The following is a 17,876-nucleotide window of genomic DNA, read 5'->3' on the forward strand; positions in this document are numbered from 1 at the left end:
TTACCCAGTATAACGCGCCCTGCAGCCGGTTGCACACCCGGCGGATAATAACTCACCGTGATCTTTAGCGGGAAAGACTTTACTATCCCCTTTCCAGCGGGAAAGCGCCTCACGTTTAGCGCCAGTTCAAGCTGGCGCTGCCATGATGGCAGACTGGAACCGCCGCTTTTATCGTTATGGAAAACCTGGGTATGTCATCACTGAAACTCCCCTCCCGCCGTCTGGCGTTGATCGCCGCCATCGTTTTCATCGCCGTCGCCGTCGCGCTGGCCATCTTTTGGCAACGCCCGCCGCAGCAGGATTACGTTACTGCGCCGGCCCGCCTGGGCGATATCGAAAACGCCGTGCTGGCCACCGGGCGGCTGGATGCTATCGAACGCGTCAACGTCGGCGCCCGCGTCTCCGGCGAAGTCAAATCGCTGAAGGTCAAGCTGGGCGATCGCGTTACCAAAGGGCAACCGATCGCCGACATCGACGATCTGCAACAGCGCAACGATCTGCGCAACGCCGAGGCGGCGCTGAACGTAGTCAAAGCCAATATGTTAGCCAAACAGGCCTTGCTGAAACAGGCGGAGTCGCGTTTCAAACGCCAGCGCCGCATGCTGAACGACGAAGCCAGTTCGCGGGAAGACTTCGAAACCGCCGAAGCCTCGCTCGCCACCACTCGCGCCGATCTGCAGGCGCTCAATGCGCAGTTGGTGCAATCGCAGATCGAAGTCGAGAAGAAAAAATCGATCTGGGCTATACCCGCGTGGTTGCGCCGATGGACGGCATCGTTATCGCCGTGGTCACGCAGCAGGGGCAAACGGTCAACTCCAGCCAAAGCGCGCCGACCATCGTCAAGCTGGCGCGGTTGGATATGATGACCATCAAGGCGCAGATCTCCGAAGCCGACATCACCCGCATTTCACCGGGGCAAAAGGCGTACTTCACTATTTTCTCCGATCCGGATAAACGGTACGACGCCACGCTGCGCACCATCGAGCTGGCGCCGGAATCGGTGATGAAAGACGATTCGCTCGCCGGCACCAGCTCCGCTTCCGGCTCCGGCACCTCGAACGCCTCGGTCTATTACAACGCGCTGCTGGACGTACCCAACCCGGAGAACCGCCTGCGCATTGCCATGACCGCGCAGGTGTCCTTGCTGCTCGGCGACGCGAAGAACACCCTGCTGGTGCCGATCCAGGCGGTGCATAAAACCGAAGGAGAAATGCAGCAGGTGCAGGTGCTGACCCAGGACCAGCGGCTGGAAACGCGCAAAGTGACCACCGGCATCACCAACAATGTCGACATTCAGATCCTCAGCGGCCTGAAAGCCGGTGAAACCGTGGTGCTGTCGCAGCCCGCCGCCAAATCGGCTGAGGATGGCATCTTCCTGTGAACGCGATCATCGAACTAAAAGGCATCAGCCGAACGTACACCAACGGCGGTCAAGCGTTAACGGTGTTGAAAGACATCGATCTGACCATCGCCGCCGGCGAGCTGGTGGCGATCATCGGCGCTTCCGGCTCCGGCAAATCGACGCTGATGAACATCATGGGCTGCCTCGATGTGCCGGATCGCGGCGATTACTACATCAGCGGCCAGAACGCCGCCCACCTGTCGCCGGACGAACTGGCCCGCCTGCGCCGCGAACATATCGGTTTTATCTTCCAGCGCTATCACCTGATGCCCGATCTCAGCGCGCTGGGCAACGTCGAAATCCCGGCCATCTACGCCAACGCCCGGCGCGATCAGCGGCGGCTGCGGGCGGCGCAACTGCTGGCGCGGTTAGGCCTGGAGGGACGCGAAGACCACAAGCCCGGCCAGCTTTCCGGCGGCCAACAGCAGCGCGTCAGCATCGCCCGCTCCCTGATCAACGGCGGCGAAATTATCCTGGCGGACGAACCGACCGGCGCGCTGGACACCCAATCCGGCCAGGAAGTGCTGGCGATCCTGAGCGAACTGAATCAGCGCGGCCATACCGTGGTGATCGTCACCCACGATATGAAAGTGGCGCAACATGCGCAGCGCGTCATCGAACTGCAAGACGGCAAGATCATCGCTGACAGCGGCCGCAAATCGGCGTCCGGCCCATCGTTGCCGCCGCCGAACCGCAGCCGGCAAAGCGGCTGGCAACGCCTGATTGACCGCACCCGCGAATCGCTGCACATGGCGCTGAAAGCGATGAACGCTCATCGTCTGCGCACCGCGCTGACCATGACCGGCATCATCTTCGGCATCGCCGCCGTGGTCACGGTAGTGGCGCTGGGCGAAGGCGCCAAACAGCGCACGCTGGAAAACCTCAAAGATCTCGGCACTAACGTGGTAAGCATCTATCCGGGCCGCGATTTCTTCGACGACGCCATCGACAGCATCCGCACCTTGGTGCCGGCCGATGCCGACGCGCTGGCGCAGCAAAGCTTCGTCGACAGCGTCAGCCCGGAAGTAGACGCTTCCGACAGCATCCGTTTTCGCAGCAAATCCGCCACCGCCTCGATCACCGGCGTCGGGCGCGACTATTTCCGCGTTAACGGCGTCGAGCTGTTACAAGGCGTGACTTTCCGCGACGATCGTAATGCGCTGCAGGAAGTGATCATCGACGACAATGCGCGCCAGGCGCTGTTCGGCGATTTCGGCGTCGAGCCGCTCGGCCAGATCGTGTTTCTCGGCTCGGTGCCGGCACGGGTGATCGGTGTGGCGAAAAGCAATCGCAACTACGCGCCCAATCGCATTACTGTTTGGATGCCCTACAGCACGGTGATGTATCGCATGGTAGGCAAACCGACGCTCAGCGGCATCACCGTTCGGCTAAAGGACAATGTCGCCAGCGAATCGGCCGTCACCGCTATCACACAGCTGTTGACCCAACGCCATGGCGTAAAAGATTTCCGTTTGTACAACTTCGATAAAATCCGAAAGTCCATCGAACGCACGTCAATGACTTTCAGCCTGCTGATCCTGATGGTGGCGTCCATCGCGCTGGTGATCGGCAGCCTGGGCGTGATGAACATCATGCTGGTCTCGGTGACCGAACGCACCCACGAAATCGGCGTGCGCATGGCGGTCGGCGCGCGGCGCAGCGACATCATGCAACAGTTCATGATAGAGGCGGTGCTGGTCTGTCTGATCGGCGGTGCTTTGGGCATCGCGCTATCGTTCGCCGCCGGGTCGCTGTTCACCTCGCTGGCGGGCGGCATGTTCACCGCCATCTATTCCTGGCAAGCCGCCGCCACGGCATTTTTCTGTTCAACCTTAATCGGCATGATCTTCGGTTATCTCCCCGCCCGCAAAGCGGCAAGGATGGATCCGGTCGTTTCATTGGCCAGCGAGTAACCCATGAAAATTTTATCTCCCCTGGCGTTAAGCTTCGCCGCCCTGCTCACCGCCGGCTGCGGTAATGCCCTGAAAAGCGACTACCGGGCGCCGCAGGTCAACTATCCTGCGGGGTGGCAATACGCTGCCGACAACGCCGCGCCGACGCCGTTCGACTGGCGCGATTTCCACGATCCCGAGCTCGATCGTTGGCTGCAACTGGTGATGGCGAGCAATAACGATCTGGCCGCCGCCGTGCTGCGCGTTTACCGCGCGCGGCTCAAGGCGGAACGCGTCGGCATCAGCACCGCGCCCGGCGTCAGCGCCTCATTAGGCAGCGGCATTAATCGCCCGCTGTCCGAGTCCTCCGCGTGGAATAAAACCAGCAACGCGACACTCTCTACGAGCTATGAAGTCGATCTGTGGGGTAAACTGGCGCGCCAGCGCGACGCCGCCGAGTGGGCCAGCCAGGCTTCCGAGCAGGATCTGCAAACGGCGCGCCTGACGCTGCTGGCCGACGCCGCCACGAATTACTGGCGCATCGGCTTCCTCAATCAGCAGATCGACGTCAGCCGGGCGAGCATCGCCTATGCCAAAACGACGCTACGGCTGGCCAACGCCCGTTATCAGGCCGGCAGCATCTCGGCGCTGGACGTGGTGAACGCGGAGCAAAGCTTGCTGACGCAGGAAAGCCGACTGCTGGCGTTGCAGCACAAACGCCAACAGGCGCTGAACGAACAGGCGGTGCTGCTGGGTGCGCCTTCGGGCCAGGCCACCATCGCGCCCGCACGCCTGCCGACGGCGGCGATGCCGCAGATCAACACCGGCATTCCCGCCAGCGTCCTGAGCCGTCGCCCGGATCTCAGCGCTCAAGAGCTGCGGTTGCGCGCCGCCCTGGCCAACGTCGATGAAAAACGTCTGCAATACTATCCCGAGTTCAGCCTGACCGGTTCACTGGGCGCCAGCAGCAGCGCGCTGCTGGAATTCCTGCGCAACCCGACGGGCAGCCTCAGCGCCAGCCTGACGCTGCCGTTCCTGCAGTGGCGGCAAATGGGCGTGGAGATCAAGATCGCCCGCAACGACTATGAACAGCAAGTTCTGGCCTTCAAGCAGGCGCTGTACAAAGCGATGGGCGATGTGAACAATGCGCTGTCACTGCGCACGCAGCTGCTGGCGCAGGAGACGCAGTTGCGCGCCTCATTGGCGCTGGCGCGCAAATCGGAGCGGCTGAACGAGGTGCGCTACCGGCAGGGCGCCGTCACCATTACCGACTGGCTGAACGCTCAGGAGCAACGCCGTCAGGCGGAACTGGCGGTAGACGAAAACCGCTTCGCGCAGTACCAGAACCTGGCGAAAATCTATCTGGAGTTCGGCGGTTCGTCGGCGCCCTAATCCAAACTGCCTGGCCAGTTGGTCAGGCGTTTTTTTAGCGACGAACACATCAATTTTTCCTGTTTTATCTCCCGTACTCTCTATACTTGAAACATCATCAATCAGACGAAAAACCGTCAAATAGCACAATTATTAGACTATTCTCGCACCAAATCGGTGCAAATACTTAAGTTAAACTGCTTAATTTGATCGCCGCAAGATATAACGTTAAGCTATAGATGCAAAATAATTAGTCACCTAAATGACATAACCTTGGCATAAACGACGATATTTTGTGATCCACATCCCAACTTAAATGTGGATAATGAATCGTTTTGAATCGCGATTCGATTAGCCGATTTGATAACTCGAAAACAACAGTGAACGGAGATGACGCTTTCACGAACAACGAATAATTCATTAAGGGATGATTATATGAAGTTAAGAAAAAAACGACATAAACCGATGCACATTAACGACATCACCATCATCGATGACAGCAAACTCAAGAAGGCGATCACCGCGGCGGCCCTGGGCAACGCGATGGAGTGGTTCGACTTCGGCGTATACGGCTTTGTCGCCTATGCGCTTGGCCAGGTCTTCTTCCCCGGCGCCTCTCCCGGCGTGCAAATGATCGCCGCGCTGGCGACCTTCTCCGTGCCCTTCCTGGTGCGTCCGCTCGGCGGCCTGTTCTTCGGCGCTATGGGCGACAAGTTCGGCCGGCAAAAAGTTCTCTCGGTCACCATTATCATCATGGCGGTCAGCACCTTCTGTATCGGCCTGATCCCGTCCTATGCGTCGATCGGCATCTGGGCCCCGATCCTGCTGCTGCTGGCCAAACTGGCGCAGGGCTTCTCCGTCGGCGGTGAATATTCCGGTGCGGCGATCTTCGTCGCCGAATACTCACCGGACCGCAAACGCGGCTTTATGGGCAGCTGGCTGGACTTCGGCTCCATCGCCGGCTTTGTGATGGGCGCAGGCGTAGTGGTGCTGATCTCCAGCATCGTCGGCGAAGCCAACTTCCTCGACTGGGGCTGGCGCATTCCGTTCTTCATCGCCGCGCCGCTGGGTCTGATCGGTCTCTATCTGCGCCATGCGCTGGAAGAAACCCCGGCGTTCCAGCAGCACGTGGATAAGATGGAGAAAGAAGATCGCAACGCCATCGAAAATCCGCCGAAAACCTCGTTCAAAGAGATCGCGGCCAAACACTGGAAAAGTTTGCTGGTGTGCGTCGGTATCGTGATTTCCACCAACGTGACCTATTACATGCTGTTGACCTACATGCCGAGTTACCTGTCGCATAACCTGCACTACTCGGAGGATCACGGCGTTCTGATCATCATCGCCATCATGATCGGCATGCTGTTCGTGCAGCCGGTGATCGGCCTGACCAGCGACCGTATCGGTCGTAAGCCGTTCATCATCGGCGGCAGCATCGGCCTGTTGGCGCTGGCGATCCCGTGCTTCATTTTGATCAACAGCAACGTCATCGGCCTGATCTTCGTCGGTCTGCTGGTGCTGGCGGTGCTGCTCAACTCCTTCACCGGGGTGATGGCCTCGATTCTGCCGGCAATGTTCCCGACGCACATCCGCTACAGCGCGCTGGCGATTTCGTTCAACATTTCGGTACTGATCGCCGGTGCAACGCCGACCGTCGCTGCCTGGCTGGTCGAAGCGACCGGCAACCTGTACATGCCGGCCTACTACCTGATGGTTGTGGCTGTAATCGGTCTTATCACCGGTCTGTACATGAAAGAGACCGCCAACAAGCCGCTGCGCGGCGCGACGCCGGCCGCTTCTGACCGTACCGAAGCGAAAGAACTGCTGCAGGAGACCTACGACAACATCGAACAGAAAGTCGAGGACATCAACGCGCAGATCGCCGAGCTGGAAAAGAAAAAGCAGATCCTGATAGACCAGCACCCCAAGCTGGACTGATCGCCGCTGAAAGCCACCCGTTTGGGTGGCTTTTTTACTTTGATTTCAAAAGAAATAATGCGCAGCGCATTTTTATGACAATCAGGATTGGTGGTACGCTTTGCCGCACACTCTTTATTGATGAAGAACATGATCATGAGCAAAATGGACCTTCCCATCATCATCGGCATCCTGGTGATGCTGACCCTGTGGCTCGGCGCGCTTTTCAACATTGGCGATATCACCTTCAGCATTTCACGTCTGTTTCACTGGATTGAAAGCCAACGCGGCTAACCCGACGCCGCCGCAGGCGGTGGGAAACTTCGGCTATGATTGATAGACGTTACGCCATTTTCCGAGACTGTCGCTCGCGATAAAGAGGACCGCATCATGACCGACTATGAGTTCTACAATCAGATCCTGACCCACCTGGCCGCCAATCACCCCGGCACGCTGGATGAAAAAACCTACGAACTGTGGAAGCAGGACGCCACCAGCCCGCACGCCTTCGCCGATCCCTTCGCCTATCTTAAAACCAAGGGGCTGATACAAGCCTATGTGATGAGCGACATCGACGAGAACAACTATGATATCGATCCGCACCAAACGCGGATCACCACCGCCGGTCTCGAGTTCATACGCAACGGCGGGTTTAAGTAAGCAACAAAAAACCGCCGGGCGGCGGTTTTTTATCCTAAAAAGCCTGCGGCCGGTGGTTCAGGCGGGGAAAGGCCGATAAAAAATGCGCAGCACTTCGTTGTCGCCCTGGCGTAAAAAACCGCCTTCCGGCTGCCAGCGCAGATCGCGCGCCAGATTGAGATTTTCCCAACCGACCGCGCCGCCCACGCCGATGCAAAGATTTTTATTGCCCGCGGCAAATCCCGCACCGGTGCCGATCATGGCATGCAGCAATCGGGGCGCCGCCGCATCGCGCATGGAAAATATACCGATAAAACATCCCTGCGGCGCGCGCAGCATATCCGCCATGGTGCGGATCTCGGTATCATCAGGGCTGACGAAATGTTTATATTGCTTATCGAACACCGTCAGCCACAGCTGCTTGTATTTCGCCTTGCTGAGCGCGCCTGAACGGTGAGCGCAAAGCACCACCGCATCCCAGCACATCTCCCCGCTCAACGAAAGGTACTCTTCCGTATCGGCTTGCGGCTTGTCGGCGTAATGCCGCGCAAACTCAGCCGCATTCAAATGCGGCGGCACGGCCTGTTTGGCAACGTCACTCTTGTAGCGCTTGAAATTCAACCAATGCATGGGGAGTATCCTCTTCACCCGCGAGATTAATGAATCTGAAACCGTGGATGAGACGAGCCATCACATCCAGGGCGTCGTCGGCGATGGCGGTTTCGTCGTCATTCAGACCCTGCGCCACCGACCGCTCAATCGCGTTCATCACCGCCGGAGCGCTGGTTTCTTCCCCCTGCGCCACCACGTCTAATACGGCTTTGCCGATCGCCAGACAAAGCTCATGATCAAACTCAACCTCTTTATACGGCTGCATAATCACCCCGATAAATTTTCACCCAAGAATACTAGACCACAATGGCGTATCGCGCCTGCCATCGTAGCGCAGCAAGGTATGCAGCCGAAGATAAATGCATCCGGCTCCGGGTTGATAACCCGAAGCCCGATAAAAAAGCAGGTTATTGCGGTGCTTGTTCGGTGGGGCGAATAATAAAGCAAGTGGCGGTTGCCGAAGCCAGCAGCTTCCCTTCCGCCGTTTTGAGCGTGCCTTCAGCGAAAGCGACGTTCTTCGCCGCATAGACCAGACGCCCCTCAGCGATCAGATCAGTTTCCTTCGGCACAGGGCGCAACATTTTAACCTGCAGATCGACGGTGCCATAGCCAATCCCCGCGCCCAGCGTACTGTGCACCGCGCAACCGGTCACCGAGTCCAAAACCGTGGCGGCGAAACCGCCATGTACGCCCCCCAGTGGATTCAGATGGCGCCCGTCGGCCCGCGCCGCGATGCGAATATACCCCTCTTCCACCTCGACCGGTTTCATGGGCACGGTTTCAGCGATCGAGGCCGGTGGGATCTTGCCAGCCATCGCAGCCTGTAATAACGCCAGCCCGGTCATTTTTGTCGGATCCATTGCTCTCTCCTCTGGTGGTAAACCGGTTATATAGAAGAGGTCTGACCTCTTAACTTGCTTTTTCGTGCTGATGTCGTCAGCCGCCTGCTCTTCAGATCCTCTGAACGTGACCGTCATCACTCTTTAGAGCTAATAACCACAATTTTTTAGCGCCTTTAGATTTAAAACAACTTTCTACTGTAAACACCGCCGGAAACTGAACGCAGTTAAGTTCAACATTATTAAGGCGTATCTATCATGGATTTCTTTCTGCAATTAGCGGTTATATTGGCATGCCTGCTGTATGGGGCGCGTAAGGGCGGCATTGCGCTGGGGTTACTGGGCGGTATCGGTTTGATGATCCTGGTGTTTGGCTTTCACCTGCAGCCCGGCAAACCGCCGGTAGACGTGATGCTGGTGATCATCGCGGTGGTGGCGGCCTCCGCCACCCTGCAGGCCTCAGGCGGGTTGGACGTCATGCTGCAGATCGCCGAGCGGATGCTACGGCGCAACCCGCGTTATGTCTCGATCATCGCCCCCTTCGTCACCTGCATTCTCACTATCCTGTGCGGCACCGGCCATGTGGTGTACACCATCTTGCCGATCATCTATGACGTGGCGATCAAAAATAATATCCGCCCGGAACGGCCGATGGCGGCCAGTTCGATCGGCGCGCAGATGGGCATTATCGCCAGCCCGGTCTCGGTGGCGGTGGTGTCATTGGTGGCAATGCTCAGCAGCTACACCTTCAATGGCCGCCATCTGGAATTCCTCGATCTGCTGTCTATCACCATCCCTTCGACGCTGTGCGGCATTCTGGCGATCGGCATCTTCAGCTGGTTCCGCGGCAAAGACCTGGACAAAGATCCGGAGTTCCAGAAGTTCATCTCGGTGCCGGAGAACCATCGCTATGTCTACGGCGACGCCGCTACCCTGCTGGATCGGGTCTTGCCGCGCAGCAACTGGATCGCCATGTGGATTTTCCTCGCCACCATCGCCCTGGTGGCGGTGCTGGGGGCCTTTGCCGGCCTGCGGCCCAGCTTCGGCGGCAAGCCGCTCTCCATGGTTCTGGTGATCCAGATGTGCATGCTGATGGCCGGGGCGTTGATCGTTATCATCACCCGCACCAACCCGGCGTCTATCTCTAAAAACGAGGTGTTCCGTTCCGGCATGATTGCCATCGTGGCGGTGTATGGCGTCGCCTGGATGGCGGAAACCATGTTCGGCGCGCACCTGACGCAGATAGAAGCCACGCTGGGCGTGCTGGTGAAAGAGTACCCCTGGGCCTATGCGCTGATCCTGCTGCTGGTGTCGAAATTCGTCAATTCGCAGGCTGCCGCGCTGGCGGCGCTGGTGCCGGTGGCGCTGGCGATCGGCGTCAACCCGGCCTATATCGTCGCTTCAGCGCCGGCCTGCTACGGTTATTATATTTTGCCGACCTACCCCAGCGATCTGGCGGCAATTCAGTTCGACCGCTCCGGCACCACCCGCATCGGCCGCTTCGTGATCAATCACAGCTTCATTCTACCGGGCCTGATCGGCGTCAGCGTCTCCTGCGTCTTCGGCTGGATCCTCGCCGCGGCGTTCGGTTTCTTATGATCTGTACTGTGGAGCCCTGCGGGGCTCCCTGCAGGCAGGGTAGCGGCATGACAAGAAAGGGAAAAATGCAGGCGTAATGCGAATTTCAGGCACAAAAAAACCGCCTCTCGGCGGTTACGACATTACTACTTATTGCTTTGATTATTCGGTATTTTTGTTCCCTGGTACCCGGGGCGGGACTTGAACCCGCACAGCCATAAGCCGAGGGATTTTAAATCCCTTGTGTCTACCGATTTCACCACCCGGGCTCGGGAAAGTTGGAGGCGCGTTCCGGAGTCGAACCGGACTGGACGGATTTGCAATCCGCTACATAACCGCTTTGTTAACGCGCCTTTATTCTGTTTGCCTTTTCAGGCCAAAGCCGGTGATTCACCCACTTCGTTTTGTTCTTTTCAATCGCGATGTTGAAATCGCTCATCTTAATCATCTGATTCTTAAGTAATTTATTTCGTTACCGCCGAATCGATGGACTGCATTATGGACTAAACCCCCCACCTTGGCAACCCCCCGAAATAGCAAAAAGTTCTCTAACGCTTTCAACTGCTTATTTTGTGGGCGCACTGTTCACAATGCCAACGGAAAGGCAAGCGGAATGTTGATTTTATATGCATCGGCTTAGGGATTCACGGGCAAATCGGATCTTTTTTCTCGACAGGAATCGCTTACCCGTGCCCTCCCCGGCTTTTCATTTGCTTATGATCATGGGGTACCGGGCAAAGCATCATCATGGGGACATCGCGCAATCTTCGGTGCCACCGCCCTGAACGACCAACGCAACTGCAGAACTGGAGACTCACATCGCGTTGTACGCCGCACGATGGCTCGGCATCAATACCCCACAGAGCATCGACATGATATCCAATCAAATGTGCCTGTTTTCAGGAGGTATCCTGCGGTATGAAAATGGCAGGAGATATAGGGACAAGAATCGATGCAGGAAGATGAAGAAAGGTTTCGCCGGACGGCAAAGGAATAGAAAACGAAAAAGGGGCCGAAGCCCCTTTTTCTTACCTGCCGAATCACGAAGATTCAACAGGCTAATGTTTGGAGCGGGAAACGAGGCTCGAACTCGCGACCTCAACCTTGGCAAGGTTGCGCTCTACCAACTGAGCTATTCCCGCATTACCAGAACTGACTGATTTCTTTGCTATCTTTCGGCAATTCATCGTTGTCGTCTGATGCGATGCATTCTACTTACCTGACGTGATGAGTCAATAAAATTGTTGGCACACCACGATCGTTTGCCGCTTTTTGCAGCGTATCGATCACGGTTCCAGCAAATCGTTGCGTGCCGCGTTCAAATATTGGAACATCGACCAGAAAGTCAGCACCGCCGCGATATACAACAAGCCAATCGCCACATACTCTACGGAACGATCCGGCCGCCACAGCAAGCCCACCAGCGACATCATCTGCGCCATGGTTTTCACTTTGCCGATCCAGGACACCGCCACGCTGCTGCGTTTGCCAATTTCCGCCATCCACTCGCGCAGCGACGAAATGATGATTTCACGGGCGATCATGGTGGCCGCCGGCAGCGTGATCCACCAGCTGTGGTAGTGCTCAGCCACCAGCACCAGCGCCACCGCCACCATCACTTTGTCCGCGACCGGATCCAAAAACGCCCCGAAGCGCGTCGTTTGTTTCCAGCGACGTGCCAGGAAGCCGTCAAACCAGTCGGTGACGGCGGCAAACACAAAGATAACGGCGCAAACCATCGGAGCCCAGTTGAACGGCAGATAAAACGCCAGCACAAAGAATGGGATCAGAACTACGCGAAACAGGGTAAGCCAAGTCGGTATATTCAATTGCATAATGCTACGGTAACTATCTGGCTAGAGTGGAAATTAAGAGTATGTTGCTACATTGCCCTCAGTGTTTCAATGCATTGTAGATCTTTTCTGCCAATGCTTGTGAAATACCCGGCACTTTTGCAATTTCCTCCACGCTGGCGTTCAACAAAGGTTGCAGTCCGCCCATATACTTCAACAGCACCTGGCGCCGTTTCGGCCCTACGCCTTCAATCAGCTCCAATGCGCTGGTATTCCTGACTTTCGCCCTTCTCTGCCGGTGACCGGTAATGGCATGATTGTGCGAATCGTCGCGGATGTGTTGGATCACATGCAGCGCCGGCGAATCCGGCGGCAGAGAAATCCCTTCACCTTCCGGCACAAAGAACAACGTTTCTAACCCTGCCTTACGGTCGGCGCCTTTGGCGATGCCGATCAGCAGCGGCTTATTTTTGTCCCAGGTAACATTCAGCGATTTGAATACGTCGATCGCCATGCCGAGCTGCCCTTTACCGCCGTCGATGAAGATGACATCCGGGATCTTTTTCTCTTCCAGCGCTTTGCCGTAACGGCGCTTCAGCACCTGCGTCATCGCCGCGTAGTCATCGCCAGGAGTGATGCCGCTGATATTGTAACGCCGATACTCCGCTCGCACGGGGCCGTTTCCGTCGAACACCACGCACGAAGCCACGGTCTGCTCACCCATGGTATGGCTGATATCGAAGCACTCCATACGGTTGATTTCCGTCAGGTTCAGCACTTTGGCCAATTCCGCCAGCCGCTGATGGATCGTCGACTGTTGCGACAGCTTGGTGGTCAACGCCGTTGCCGCGTTGGTGCGCGCCAGTTTCAGATAACGGGCGCGATCGCCGCGCGGTTTGCTTTGAATTTGGATCTTGCGCCCCGCCAACTCGGAGAGCGATTCCGCAAGCAGGTCTTTTTCCGGCAGGCTGAAATCCAGCAGGATCTCGCCGGGCAGCGTACGCGCCTGGCTGCCTTGCAGATAGAACTGGCCGACAAAGGTCTGCACCACCTCGCCCATATCCGTGCCGCCCGGCACTTTAGGGAAATAGCTGCGGCTGCCCAGCACCTTGCCCTGACGGATGAACAGCACATGCAGGCACGCCATACCGGCATCGAACGCCACGCCGATCACGTCCAGATCGTCGCTGTCGCCCGACACGAACTGCCGTTCGGTGACGCGGCGCACGGCCTGAATTTGATCGCGAATGCGCGCCGCCTCTTCGAAATTAAGCAGTTTGCTGGCTTCTTCCATACGCTCAATCAGCTGGTGCAATACCTGCTGATCTTTGCCAGAAAGAAACAGCCGCACGTAGTCCACCTGCTGCCGGTACTCTTCTTCGCTCACCAGGCCGGCAACACAAGGCCCCAGACAACGGCCGATCTGATACTGCAGGCACGGACGCGAACGGTTGCGATACACGCTGTTTTCGCACTGGCGGATTGGGAACAGTTTCTGCAGCAGCGCCAGCGTCTCGCGCACGGCGTAAGAGTTGGGGAAAGGCCCGAAATATTCGCCTTTGGCGTGTTTGGCGCCGCGATGCACCGCCAAACGGGGATGGGTATCCGCACTGAGAAAAATCAGCGGATAAGATTTATCGTCTCGCAAAAGAACATTATATCGCGGTTGGTACAATTTAATGTAGTTATGTTCCAACAACAGCGCTTCTGTTTCGGTGTGGGTAACCGTTACGTCTATTTGCGCGATATTTTTAACCAGCGTCTCGGTTTTACGGCTGCTGACCTGCTGCCGAAAATAGCTGGCGAGACGCTTTTTCAGGTCTTTGGCTTTACCGACGTAGATCACCGTACCCGTGGCGTCATACATACGGTAGACGCCGGGCTGGCTGGTGACGGTACTCAGGAAGGCTTTGGCATCAAAACGGTCATTCACTGCTTAACAACGTCTCCGCATTGAACAATCCATGTCGGATGGCCAGGTGAGTCAATTCGACGTCGCCGCTGATATTCAGTTTGCTGAACATGCGGTAACGGTAGCTGTTCACCGTTTTCGGGCTGAGACTCAGTTGCTCCGAGATCTCATTCACTTTTTTGCCTTTGGTGATCATCAACATGATCTGTAACTCGCGTTCAGACAAGCAGCTGAACGGCGTTTCAGCCTGCGGTTCCAACTGACTCAGGGCCATCTGCTGTGCGATATCAGACGCGATATAGCGCTGCCCGGCATGCACGGAACGCAAGGCGTTAATCACTTCCTGCGGCGCGGCGCCCTTGCTCAGGTAACCGGCGGCACCCGCCTGCATCACCTTCGCGGGCAAAGGGTTTTCAGTATGGATGGTCAACATGATGACTTTGACGTCGGGTGCATAACGCACAATCTTGCGCGTGGCTTCCAGCCCGCCAATGCCCGGCATATTCATGTCCATCAGCACGATATCGACAGCGTTGCCACGGCACCATTTTACGGCGTCTTCACCGCACTGAGCCTCACCGACAACTTTTATACCTTTGATATCTTCAAGAATGCGTCGTATCCCTGCGCGCACCAGTTCGTGGTCATCAACAAGAAGAACGCTAATCAAGGAAAAATCTCCAAAAAAAGGGAGTAACGCAATCGGCCTCTGTTTTCGCCAGAGATATTACTTGTTTTTCAGACAAGAATGAACACAGATTAATACATACTTCCGAATAACTTTGCGGAGCAGAGCTGATTTTTCAATTTTAGCCGTCTATGCCGCCGATAAATCGTCACGTCGGAAAAGATCGGGCGACGAAAATAATTTCGTCGCGCTGCGTCTGACACAGGATAGCGCGACAATCATGCCGCGAGGGAGAAATCTGTGTAAGCAATCACGACATGAATAATATTAACACGGCTGTTGGCTGTTTGTAATCATTTGATATTTAAAGGCGTAACAAAATCTGCGGCCAACGTGGGTCCGGCAACCCTCGGTCGAAACTATTATTCCCGGCAAACTCCGGTAAAATCGGCGCCTCCGCCCCCAATAATTATAATAACCCCGATTGTTCAACAATAACGTACCGGAAAAATACTTGTTAACCACCTCGAAATAACTTGCCGAGAGTAGATGATTCAGACAGGCAATGAGCGAACGTTGCCCACCCGCGAGACCTGAGCAAGCCCGGTGCAGATGACAGACTCATGCTATGCTATACTCCGCGCCCAGTTAAATTCGCCGCCGCGCCCGGGGCTACTTTTTAGCCCGCGCGCGGTGCGCCAAAGCAGCTTGTATCAGGCTACGGCCTCAAAAAATCAGGAGAGAAAATGAGCAACGTTGATTTCACTACGTCTGCAAACCCGGAAATCTTGGCGACCGAGGTTGCCTGCCTCAAAGCTACGCTGACGCTGATCTTGAAGTCGATCGGCCAGGCCGACGCCGGGAAAGTCATCATCAACATGGAACGTTTCATCGCGCAGATTGAAGATCCGACTCAGGCAGAAATCTTCAAGAACAGCATTCAGCAAATCAAGCACGCTTACCGTCAGTAAGCGTTGCGCCCCAGACCCGCACTTCTTGTGGGTCTGCTTTTCACCACGCTGCGCCACACTCCATTGATCTTGCACGTGCTTTCGGGCAGTGTGTTGACTTTCTCCCCCACACCCGAGACCGTTATGGGCATCCTTGTCAAAGCGCTGATCGGCGCGCTGGTCGTGGTTCTAATCGGCCTGCTGGCCAAAACGCGCAACTATTATATCGCCGGTTTAGTCCCGCTCTTTCCCACTTTCGCCCTGATTGCGCATTACATTGTCGGCAGCGAACGTTCAATTGCGGCACTGAAAACGACGCTGATTTTCGGCATGTGGGCGGTATTGCCCTACCTGGTATATTTGATTTCGCTGTATTTCCTGATTAACAGCCTGCGGCTGTCGTTAGCGCTGGGGGCGGCGGTACTGTGCTGGATTGCGGCGGCGTGGCTATTAATTACGCTGTGGGGATGGTGGCAAGGGCGTTAACGCCCTTGCCTGGGCTGTTACGGCCGCCCTGCCTGCAACACGAAGCCTCGCTGCCGATCGCCGGCGATGCGCAGATAGCGGCTTTCACCGGCGCGCAGCGTCATCGGCACGCTGCCGCTGGTTTCACGCCAAATACATAGAGAGTTCTCGATCATATCTTGCCCGATACTGACCGAAATATTGCCTGGCGGCACGCGAAACTCTGCTTTTTCTTTTGCCTCGAGTGAAGCGGCAAACTCCCCATTCACATAGACGCCAGTGCGGCAGCTGCCCGCCAGCATTCCGCTGTCGCGCACCACGACCACCGTAGCGTAAGGCGTATCCGGGATATTCTGATAGAGCATCAGACGGCTTGGGGGGGGCAACTCAGCCTGTTGCGGCGGTACGGCTTGAGTCGCACACCCCGTCAGCAGTGCAGAGGCAAATAACAACGCGGCGTAATGCTTCATCCTTGGCTCCTGAAGAAAATAATGCTTATCGTAGCAAGAGAATAGCTTTCTCCAGTAGCATTCATACCGCAGAGACGAAAAAATCGGATAACTTCCCACTCCTCTCAAGAACCTGCAGGGATAAGAAGATTCTGCATTAAAGCCATTGAAATAAAGGCGATTCTTGCAGATTTAAAACTTGATCATGCCACGTTGGATATCTGCCGCAAAAGCACCACTGACGTAACTGAAACCATCCTGCGTGACATAAACCCGGGTATGACCGGTCTCTGATAACACCGCCACCATATATCCCAGGCTGATCATTTCATGGGACGGAACGTTCATCGGGGTTAGAAATCCGCGCCCACGGCACCACTGATAAAAGCGGGTTCGCCCATATCCCAACACGGCGCCAACATCGGAGAGGTGCTTAAAAGTATCATAATCCTCTGATGGTGAAGGTAAACCGTCATGACTTTCAGGCGTTTTCTTTATCCCAGACAAAATAAACTCCTTTTTTGACTCTATCGCGTACGGTTATCCTTCCTCTAAAATGAATTTAAAAAATCCAAATTTAAAATGCAAATGAATTCCCTGTAACTAAAAAGTCTTCCCCAGAAAAAACCTGAAAATAAAACCCCAATAAAAAAACAGAAATAAAAAACTAAGGTATTAATACTGAGCATTAAATCCTTGGCATGGGTAAATATCCTAAATAAAAATAATAGTCATACCAGATAAGAAAATACTTAGCTTGCATATTATTTCCCTCATTAAAACGATGCAATTGCGGTCGGATCATTGCGGCATAAAGAGAATGAATAAAATCAATGCCACATCGTCCAGCCCTCGCCGTGAGGTCGCTGATCCTTACAGACTGCCCTCAATGCGCCACATCCTCTCTCAACGCGGCACTTCCTCAATCACACCTAAACAATAACCATTATCATTTCCAATTGTTCCGCCAGTTTATTACACTTTCCCACCTCGTCAGTTAGGAACATTCCTAGGCTGCGAGCCTCAGGATAGAGAAAGAGTTAGGGACACCATGAAGAATTGCCGTTGTTTGATTGTTTTGCCGTTATTGATGTTGACCGCCTGCACCCAATGGGAAAGGCCTGGCGCAGTTGAGAGTACCCGGAATGCCGAATATGCCGAATGCCGCAGCCGCGGATACGATCGCTTCCCCCCGGACGTGGTGCGGGACGTGGAGTTCAGCTACGAAAACAAATACATTCCTTGCGAGAAGAATAAGAAAGACTGTCCATCGGGATACCGCTACGACAAGGAGCCGTCGATTAAAACAGTGCAGACCGATCGCAATCAGTCCGCCCGAGACGCCACCATCGAAGCCTGTATGTACGGCAAAGGCTGGCGGGAGAAAACCTACTATTGGCCGCAATGGTAATGTGGCGGCGTTTGCCTG

The 17,876-nt window shown here is 55.7% G+C and carries 17 protein-coding genes, 3 tRNA genes and 1 pseudogene; 10 read left to right on the plus strand and 11 right to left on the minus strand.

Annotation, left to right across the window (positions count from 1 at the left end; all coding sequences use genetic code 11):
* The first annotated feature begins 176 nt into the window (after nt 1-176).
* The 6 genes and pseudogenes from L085_RS19275 (at nt 177) to L085_RS19300 (ending at nt 7,242) form a co-directional block, all read left to right on the plus strand.
* Nucleotides 177-1,381: pseudogene (locus L085_RS19275) on the plus strand (efflux RND transporter periplasmic adaptor subunit).
* Nucleotides 1,378-3,315, plus strand: coding sequence for a MacB family efflux pump subunit (locus L085_RS19280; protein ID WP_015377408.1), 1,938 nt, complete (start codon nt 1,378-1,380; stop codon nt 3,313-3,315). Before L085_RS19275 ends, L085_RS19280 begins: the two are co-directional and overlap by 4 nt.
* A 3-nt stretch (nt 3,316-3,318) precedes the next feature.
* Complete coding sequence (locus L085_RS19285; protein ID WP_044031497.1) at nt 3,319-4,686, plus strand: TolC family protein; 1,368 nt, start codon at nt 3,319-3,321, stop codon at nt 4,684-4,686.
* A 414-nt stretch (nt 4,687-5,100) separates the two neighbouring features.
* Entirely contained in the window at nt 5,101-6,603 is a 1,503-nt protein-coding gene (gene proP, locus L085_RS19290; RefSeq protein ID WP_015377406.1) for a glycine betaine/L-proline transporter ProP, read from the plus strand.
* Between the two features lie 135 nt (nt 6,604-6,738).
* Nucleotides 6,739-6,876, plus strand: a complete 138-nt coding sequence (locus L085_RS25560; RefSeq protein WP_162138956.1) for a hypothetical protein — start codon at nt 6,739-6,741, stop codon at nt 6,874-6,876.
* A 96-nt stretch (nt 6,877-6,972) separates the two neighbouring features.
* Nucleotides 6,973-7,242: a hypothetical protein gene (locus tag L085_RS19300; protein WP_004927920.1), complete on the plus strand. Its 270-nt coding sequence runs from the start codon at nt 6,973-6,975 to the stop codon at nt 7,240-7,242.
* A 57-nt stretch (nt 7,243-7,299) separates the two neighbouring features.
* Here L085_RS19300 and L085_RS19305 read toward each other — a convergent pair whose 3' ends face one another.
* The 3 genes from L085_RS19305 to L085_RS19315 form a co-directional block, all read right to left on the minus strand.
* A complete protein-coding gene (locus tag L085_RS19305) occupies nt 7,300-7,851 on the minus strand; it encodes a hypothetical protein (protein ID WP_004927924.1) in 552 nt (183 codons plus the stop codon).
* Nucleotides 7,817-8,098 (minus strand): hypothetical protein, encoded by a 282-nt coding sequence (locus tag L085_RS19310; RefSeq protein ID WP_004927927.1) that lies wholly within the window; start codon nt 8,096-8,098, stop codon nt 7,817-7,819. The genes L085_RS19305 and L085_RS19310 overlap by 35 nt, the downstream gene beginning before the upstream one ends.
* 142 nt (nt 8,099-8,240) lie before the next feature.
* Nucleotides 8,241-8,693, minus strand: coding sequence for a PaaI family thioesterase (locus L085_RS19315; RefSeq protein ID WP_044031498.1), 453 nt, complete (start codon nt 8,691-8,693; stop codon nt 8,241-8,243).
* Nucleotides 8,694-8,930: 237 nt separating this feature from the next.
* On the opposite strand from L085_RS19315, the gene L085_RS19320 reads away from it, so the two are divergent.
* A complete protein-coding gene (locus L085_RS19320; protein WP_044031499.1) occupies nt 8,931-10,271 on the plus strand; it encodes an anaerobic C4-dicarboxylate transporter in 1,341 nt (446 codons plus the stop codon).
* 162 nt (nt 10,272-10,433) lie between these two features.
* Here L085_RS19320 and L085_RS19325 read toward each other — a convergent pair.
* The 6 genes from L085_RS19325 to uvrY all read right to left on the minus strand — a co-directional run bounded on the left by L085_RS19325 (nt 10,434) and on the right by uvrY (nt 14,625).
* A tRNA-Leu gene (locus L085_RS19325) sits at nt 10,434-10,519 on the minus strand.
* A 10-nt stretch (nt 10,520-10,529) separates the two neighbouring features.
* A tRNA-Cys gene (locus L085_RS19330) sits at nt 10,530-10,603 on the minus strand.
* A gap of 713 nt (nt 10,604-11,316) precedes the next feature.
* Nucleotides 11,317-11,392: transfer RNA gene (locus tag L085_RS19335), tRNA-Gly, on the minus strand.
* A 144-nt stretch (nt 11,393-11,536) separates the two neighbouring features.
* Entirely contained in the window at nt 11,537-12,085 is a 549-nt protein-coding gene (gene pgsA / locus L085_RS19340) for a CDP-diacylglycerol--glycerol-3-phosphate 3-phosphatidyltransferase (RefSeq protein ID WP_004927937.1), read from the minus strand.
* A gap of 58 nt (nt 12,086-12,143) precedes the next feature.
* Nucleotides 12,144-13,976: an excinuclease ABC subunit UvrC gene (uvrC, locus tag L085_RS19345; RefSeq protein WP_004927940.1), complete on the minus strand. Its 1,833-nt coding sequence runs from the start codon at nt 13,974-13,976 to the stop codon at nt 12,144-12,146.
* Nucleotides 13,969-14,625 carry a UvrY/SirA/GacA family response regulator transcription factor gene (uvrY, locus tag L085_RS19350; protein WP_004927947.1) on the minus strand — a complete coding sequence of 219 codons (657 nt, stop codon included), beginning with the start codon at nt 14,623-14,625 and terminating at the stop codon, nt 13,969-13,971. Before uvrY ends, uvrC begins: the two co-directional genes overlap by 8 nt.
* 704 nt (nt 14,626-15,329) lie before the next feature.
* On the opposite strand from uvrY, the gene L085_RS19355 reads away from it, so the two are divergent.
* Both L085_RS19355 and L085_RS19360 read left to right on the plus strand, forming a co-directional pair.
* A complete protein-coding gene (locus L085_RS19355) occupies nt 15,330-15,554 on the plus strand; it encodes a DUF2594 family protein (RefSeq protein ID WP_004927950.1) in 225 nt (74 codons plus the stop codon).
* A 123-nt stretch (nt 15,555-15,677) separates the two neighbouring features.
* Entirely contained in the window at nt 15,678-16,019 is a 342-nt protein-coding gene (locus L085_RS19360) for a GlpM family protein (RefSeq protein ID WP_004927953.1), read from the plus strand.
* 17 nt (nt 16,020-16,036) lie between these two features.
* Here L085_RS19360 and L085_RS19365 read toward each other — a convergent pair whose 3' ends face one another.
* Entirely contained in the window at nt 16,037-16,468 is a 432-nt protein-coding gene (locus L085_RS19365; protein ID WP_028128013.1) for a hypothetical protein, read from the minus strand.
* A 171-nt stretch (nt 16,469-16,639) separates the two neighbouring features.
* Nucleotides 16,640-16,954: a hypothetical protein gene (locus L085_RS25445; protein WP_033633390.1), complete on the minus strand. Its 315-nt coding sequence runs from the start codon at nt 16,952-16,954 to the stop codon at nt 16,640-16,642.
* A gap of 544 nt (nt 16,955-17,498) precedes the next feature.
* Here L085_RS25445 and L085_RS19375 point away from each other — a divergent pair.
* Nucleotides 17,499-17,858 carry a hypothetical protein gene (locus tag L085_RS19375; RefSeq protein ID WP_004927961.1) on the plus strand — a complete coding sequence of 120 codons (360 nt, stop codon included), beginning with the start codon at nt 17,499-17,501 and terminating at the stop codon, nt 17,856-17,858.
* The last annotated feature ends 18 nt before the right edge of the window (nt 17,859-17,876 follow it).

The organism is Serratia sp. FS14, assembly GCF_000695995.1.
In the GTDB taxonomy this organism is placed as follows: Bacteria; Pseudomonadota; Gammaproteobacteria; order Enterobacterales; family Enterobacteriaceae; genus Serratia; species Serratia nematodiphila.

Coding starts and splice junctions, on each gene's coding strand:
- L085_RS19285 (WP_044031497.1), top strand. CDS start 3,319: ATGAAAATTTTATCTCCCCTGGCGTTAAGCTTCGCCGCCCTGCTCACC.
- proP (WP_015377406.1), top strand. CDS start 5,101: ATGAAGTTAAGAAAAAAACGACATAAACCGATGCACATTAACGACATC.
- L085_RS25560 (WP_162138956.1), top strand. CDS start 6,739: ATGAGCAAAATGGACCTTCCCATCATCATCGGCATCCTGGTGATGCTG.
- L085_RS19300 (WP_004927920.1), top strand. CDS start 6,973: ATGACCGACTATGAGTTCTACAATCAGATCCTGACCCACCTGGCCGCC.
- L085_RS19305 (WP_004927924.1), bottom strand. CDS start 7,851: ATGCATTGGTTGAATTTCAAGCGCTACAAGAGTGACGTTGCCAAACAG.
- L085_RS19310 (WP_004927927.1), bottom strand. CDS start 8,098: ATGCAGCCGTATAAAGAGGTTGAGTTTGATCATGAGCTTTGTCTGGCG.
- L085_RS19315 (WP_044031498.1), bottom strand. CDS start 8,693: ATGGATCCGACAAAAATGACCGGGCTGGCGTTATTACAGGCTGCGATG.
- L085_RS19320 (WP_044031499.1), top strand. CDS start 8,931: ATGGATTTCTTTCTGCAATTAGCGGTTATATTGGCATGCCTGCTGTAT.
- pgsA (WP_004927937.1), bottom strand. CDS start 12,085: ATGCAATTGAATATACCGACTTGGCTTACCCTGTTTCGCGTAGTTCTG.
- L085_RS19355 (WP_004927950.1), top strand. CDS start 15,330: ATGAGCAACGTTGATTTCACTACGTCTGCAAACCCGGAAATCTTGGCG.
- L085_RS19360 (WP_004927953.1), top strand. CDS start 15,678: ATGGGCATCCTTGTCAAAGCGCTGATCGGCGCGCTGGTCGTGGTTCTA.
- L085_RS19365 (WP_028128013.1), bottom strand. CDS start 16,468: ATGAAGCATTACGCCGCGTTGTTATTTGCCTCTGCACTGCTGACGGGG.
- L085_RS19375 (WP_004927961.1), top strand. CDS start 17,499: ATGAAGAATTGCCGTTGTTTGATTGTTTTGCCGTTATTGATGTTGACC.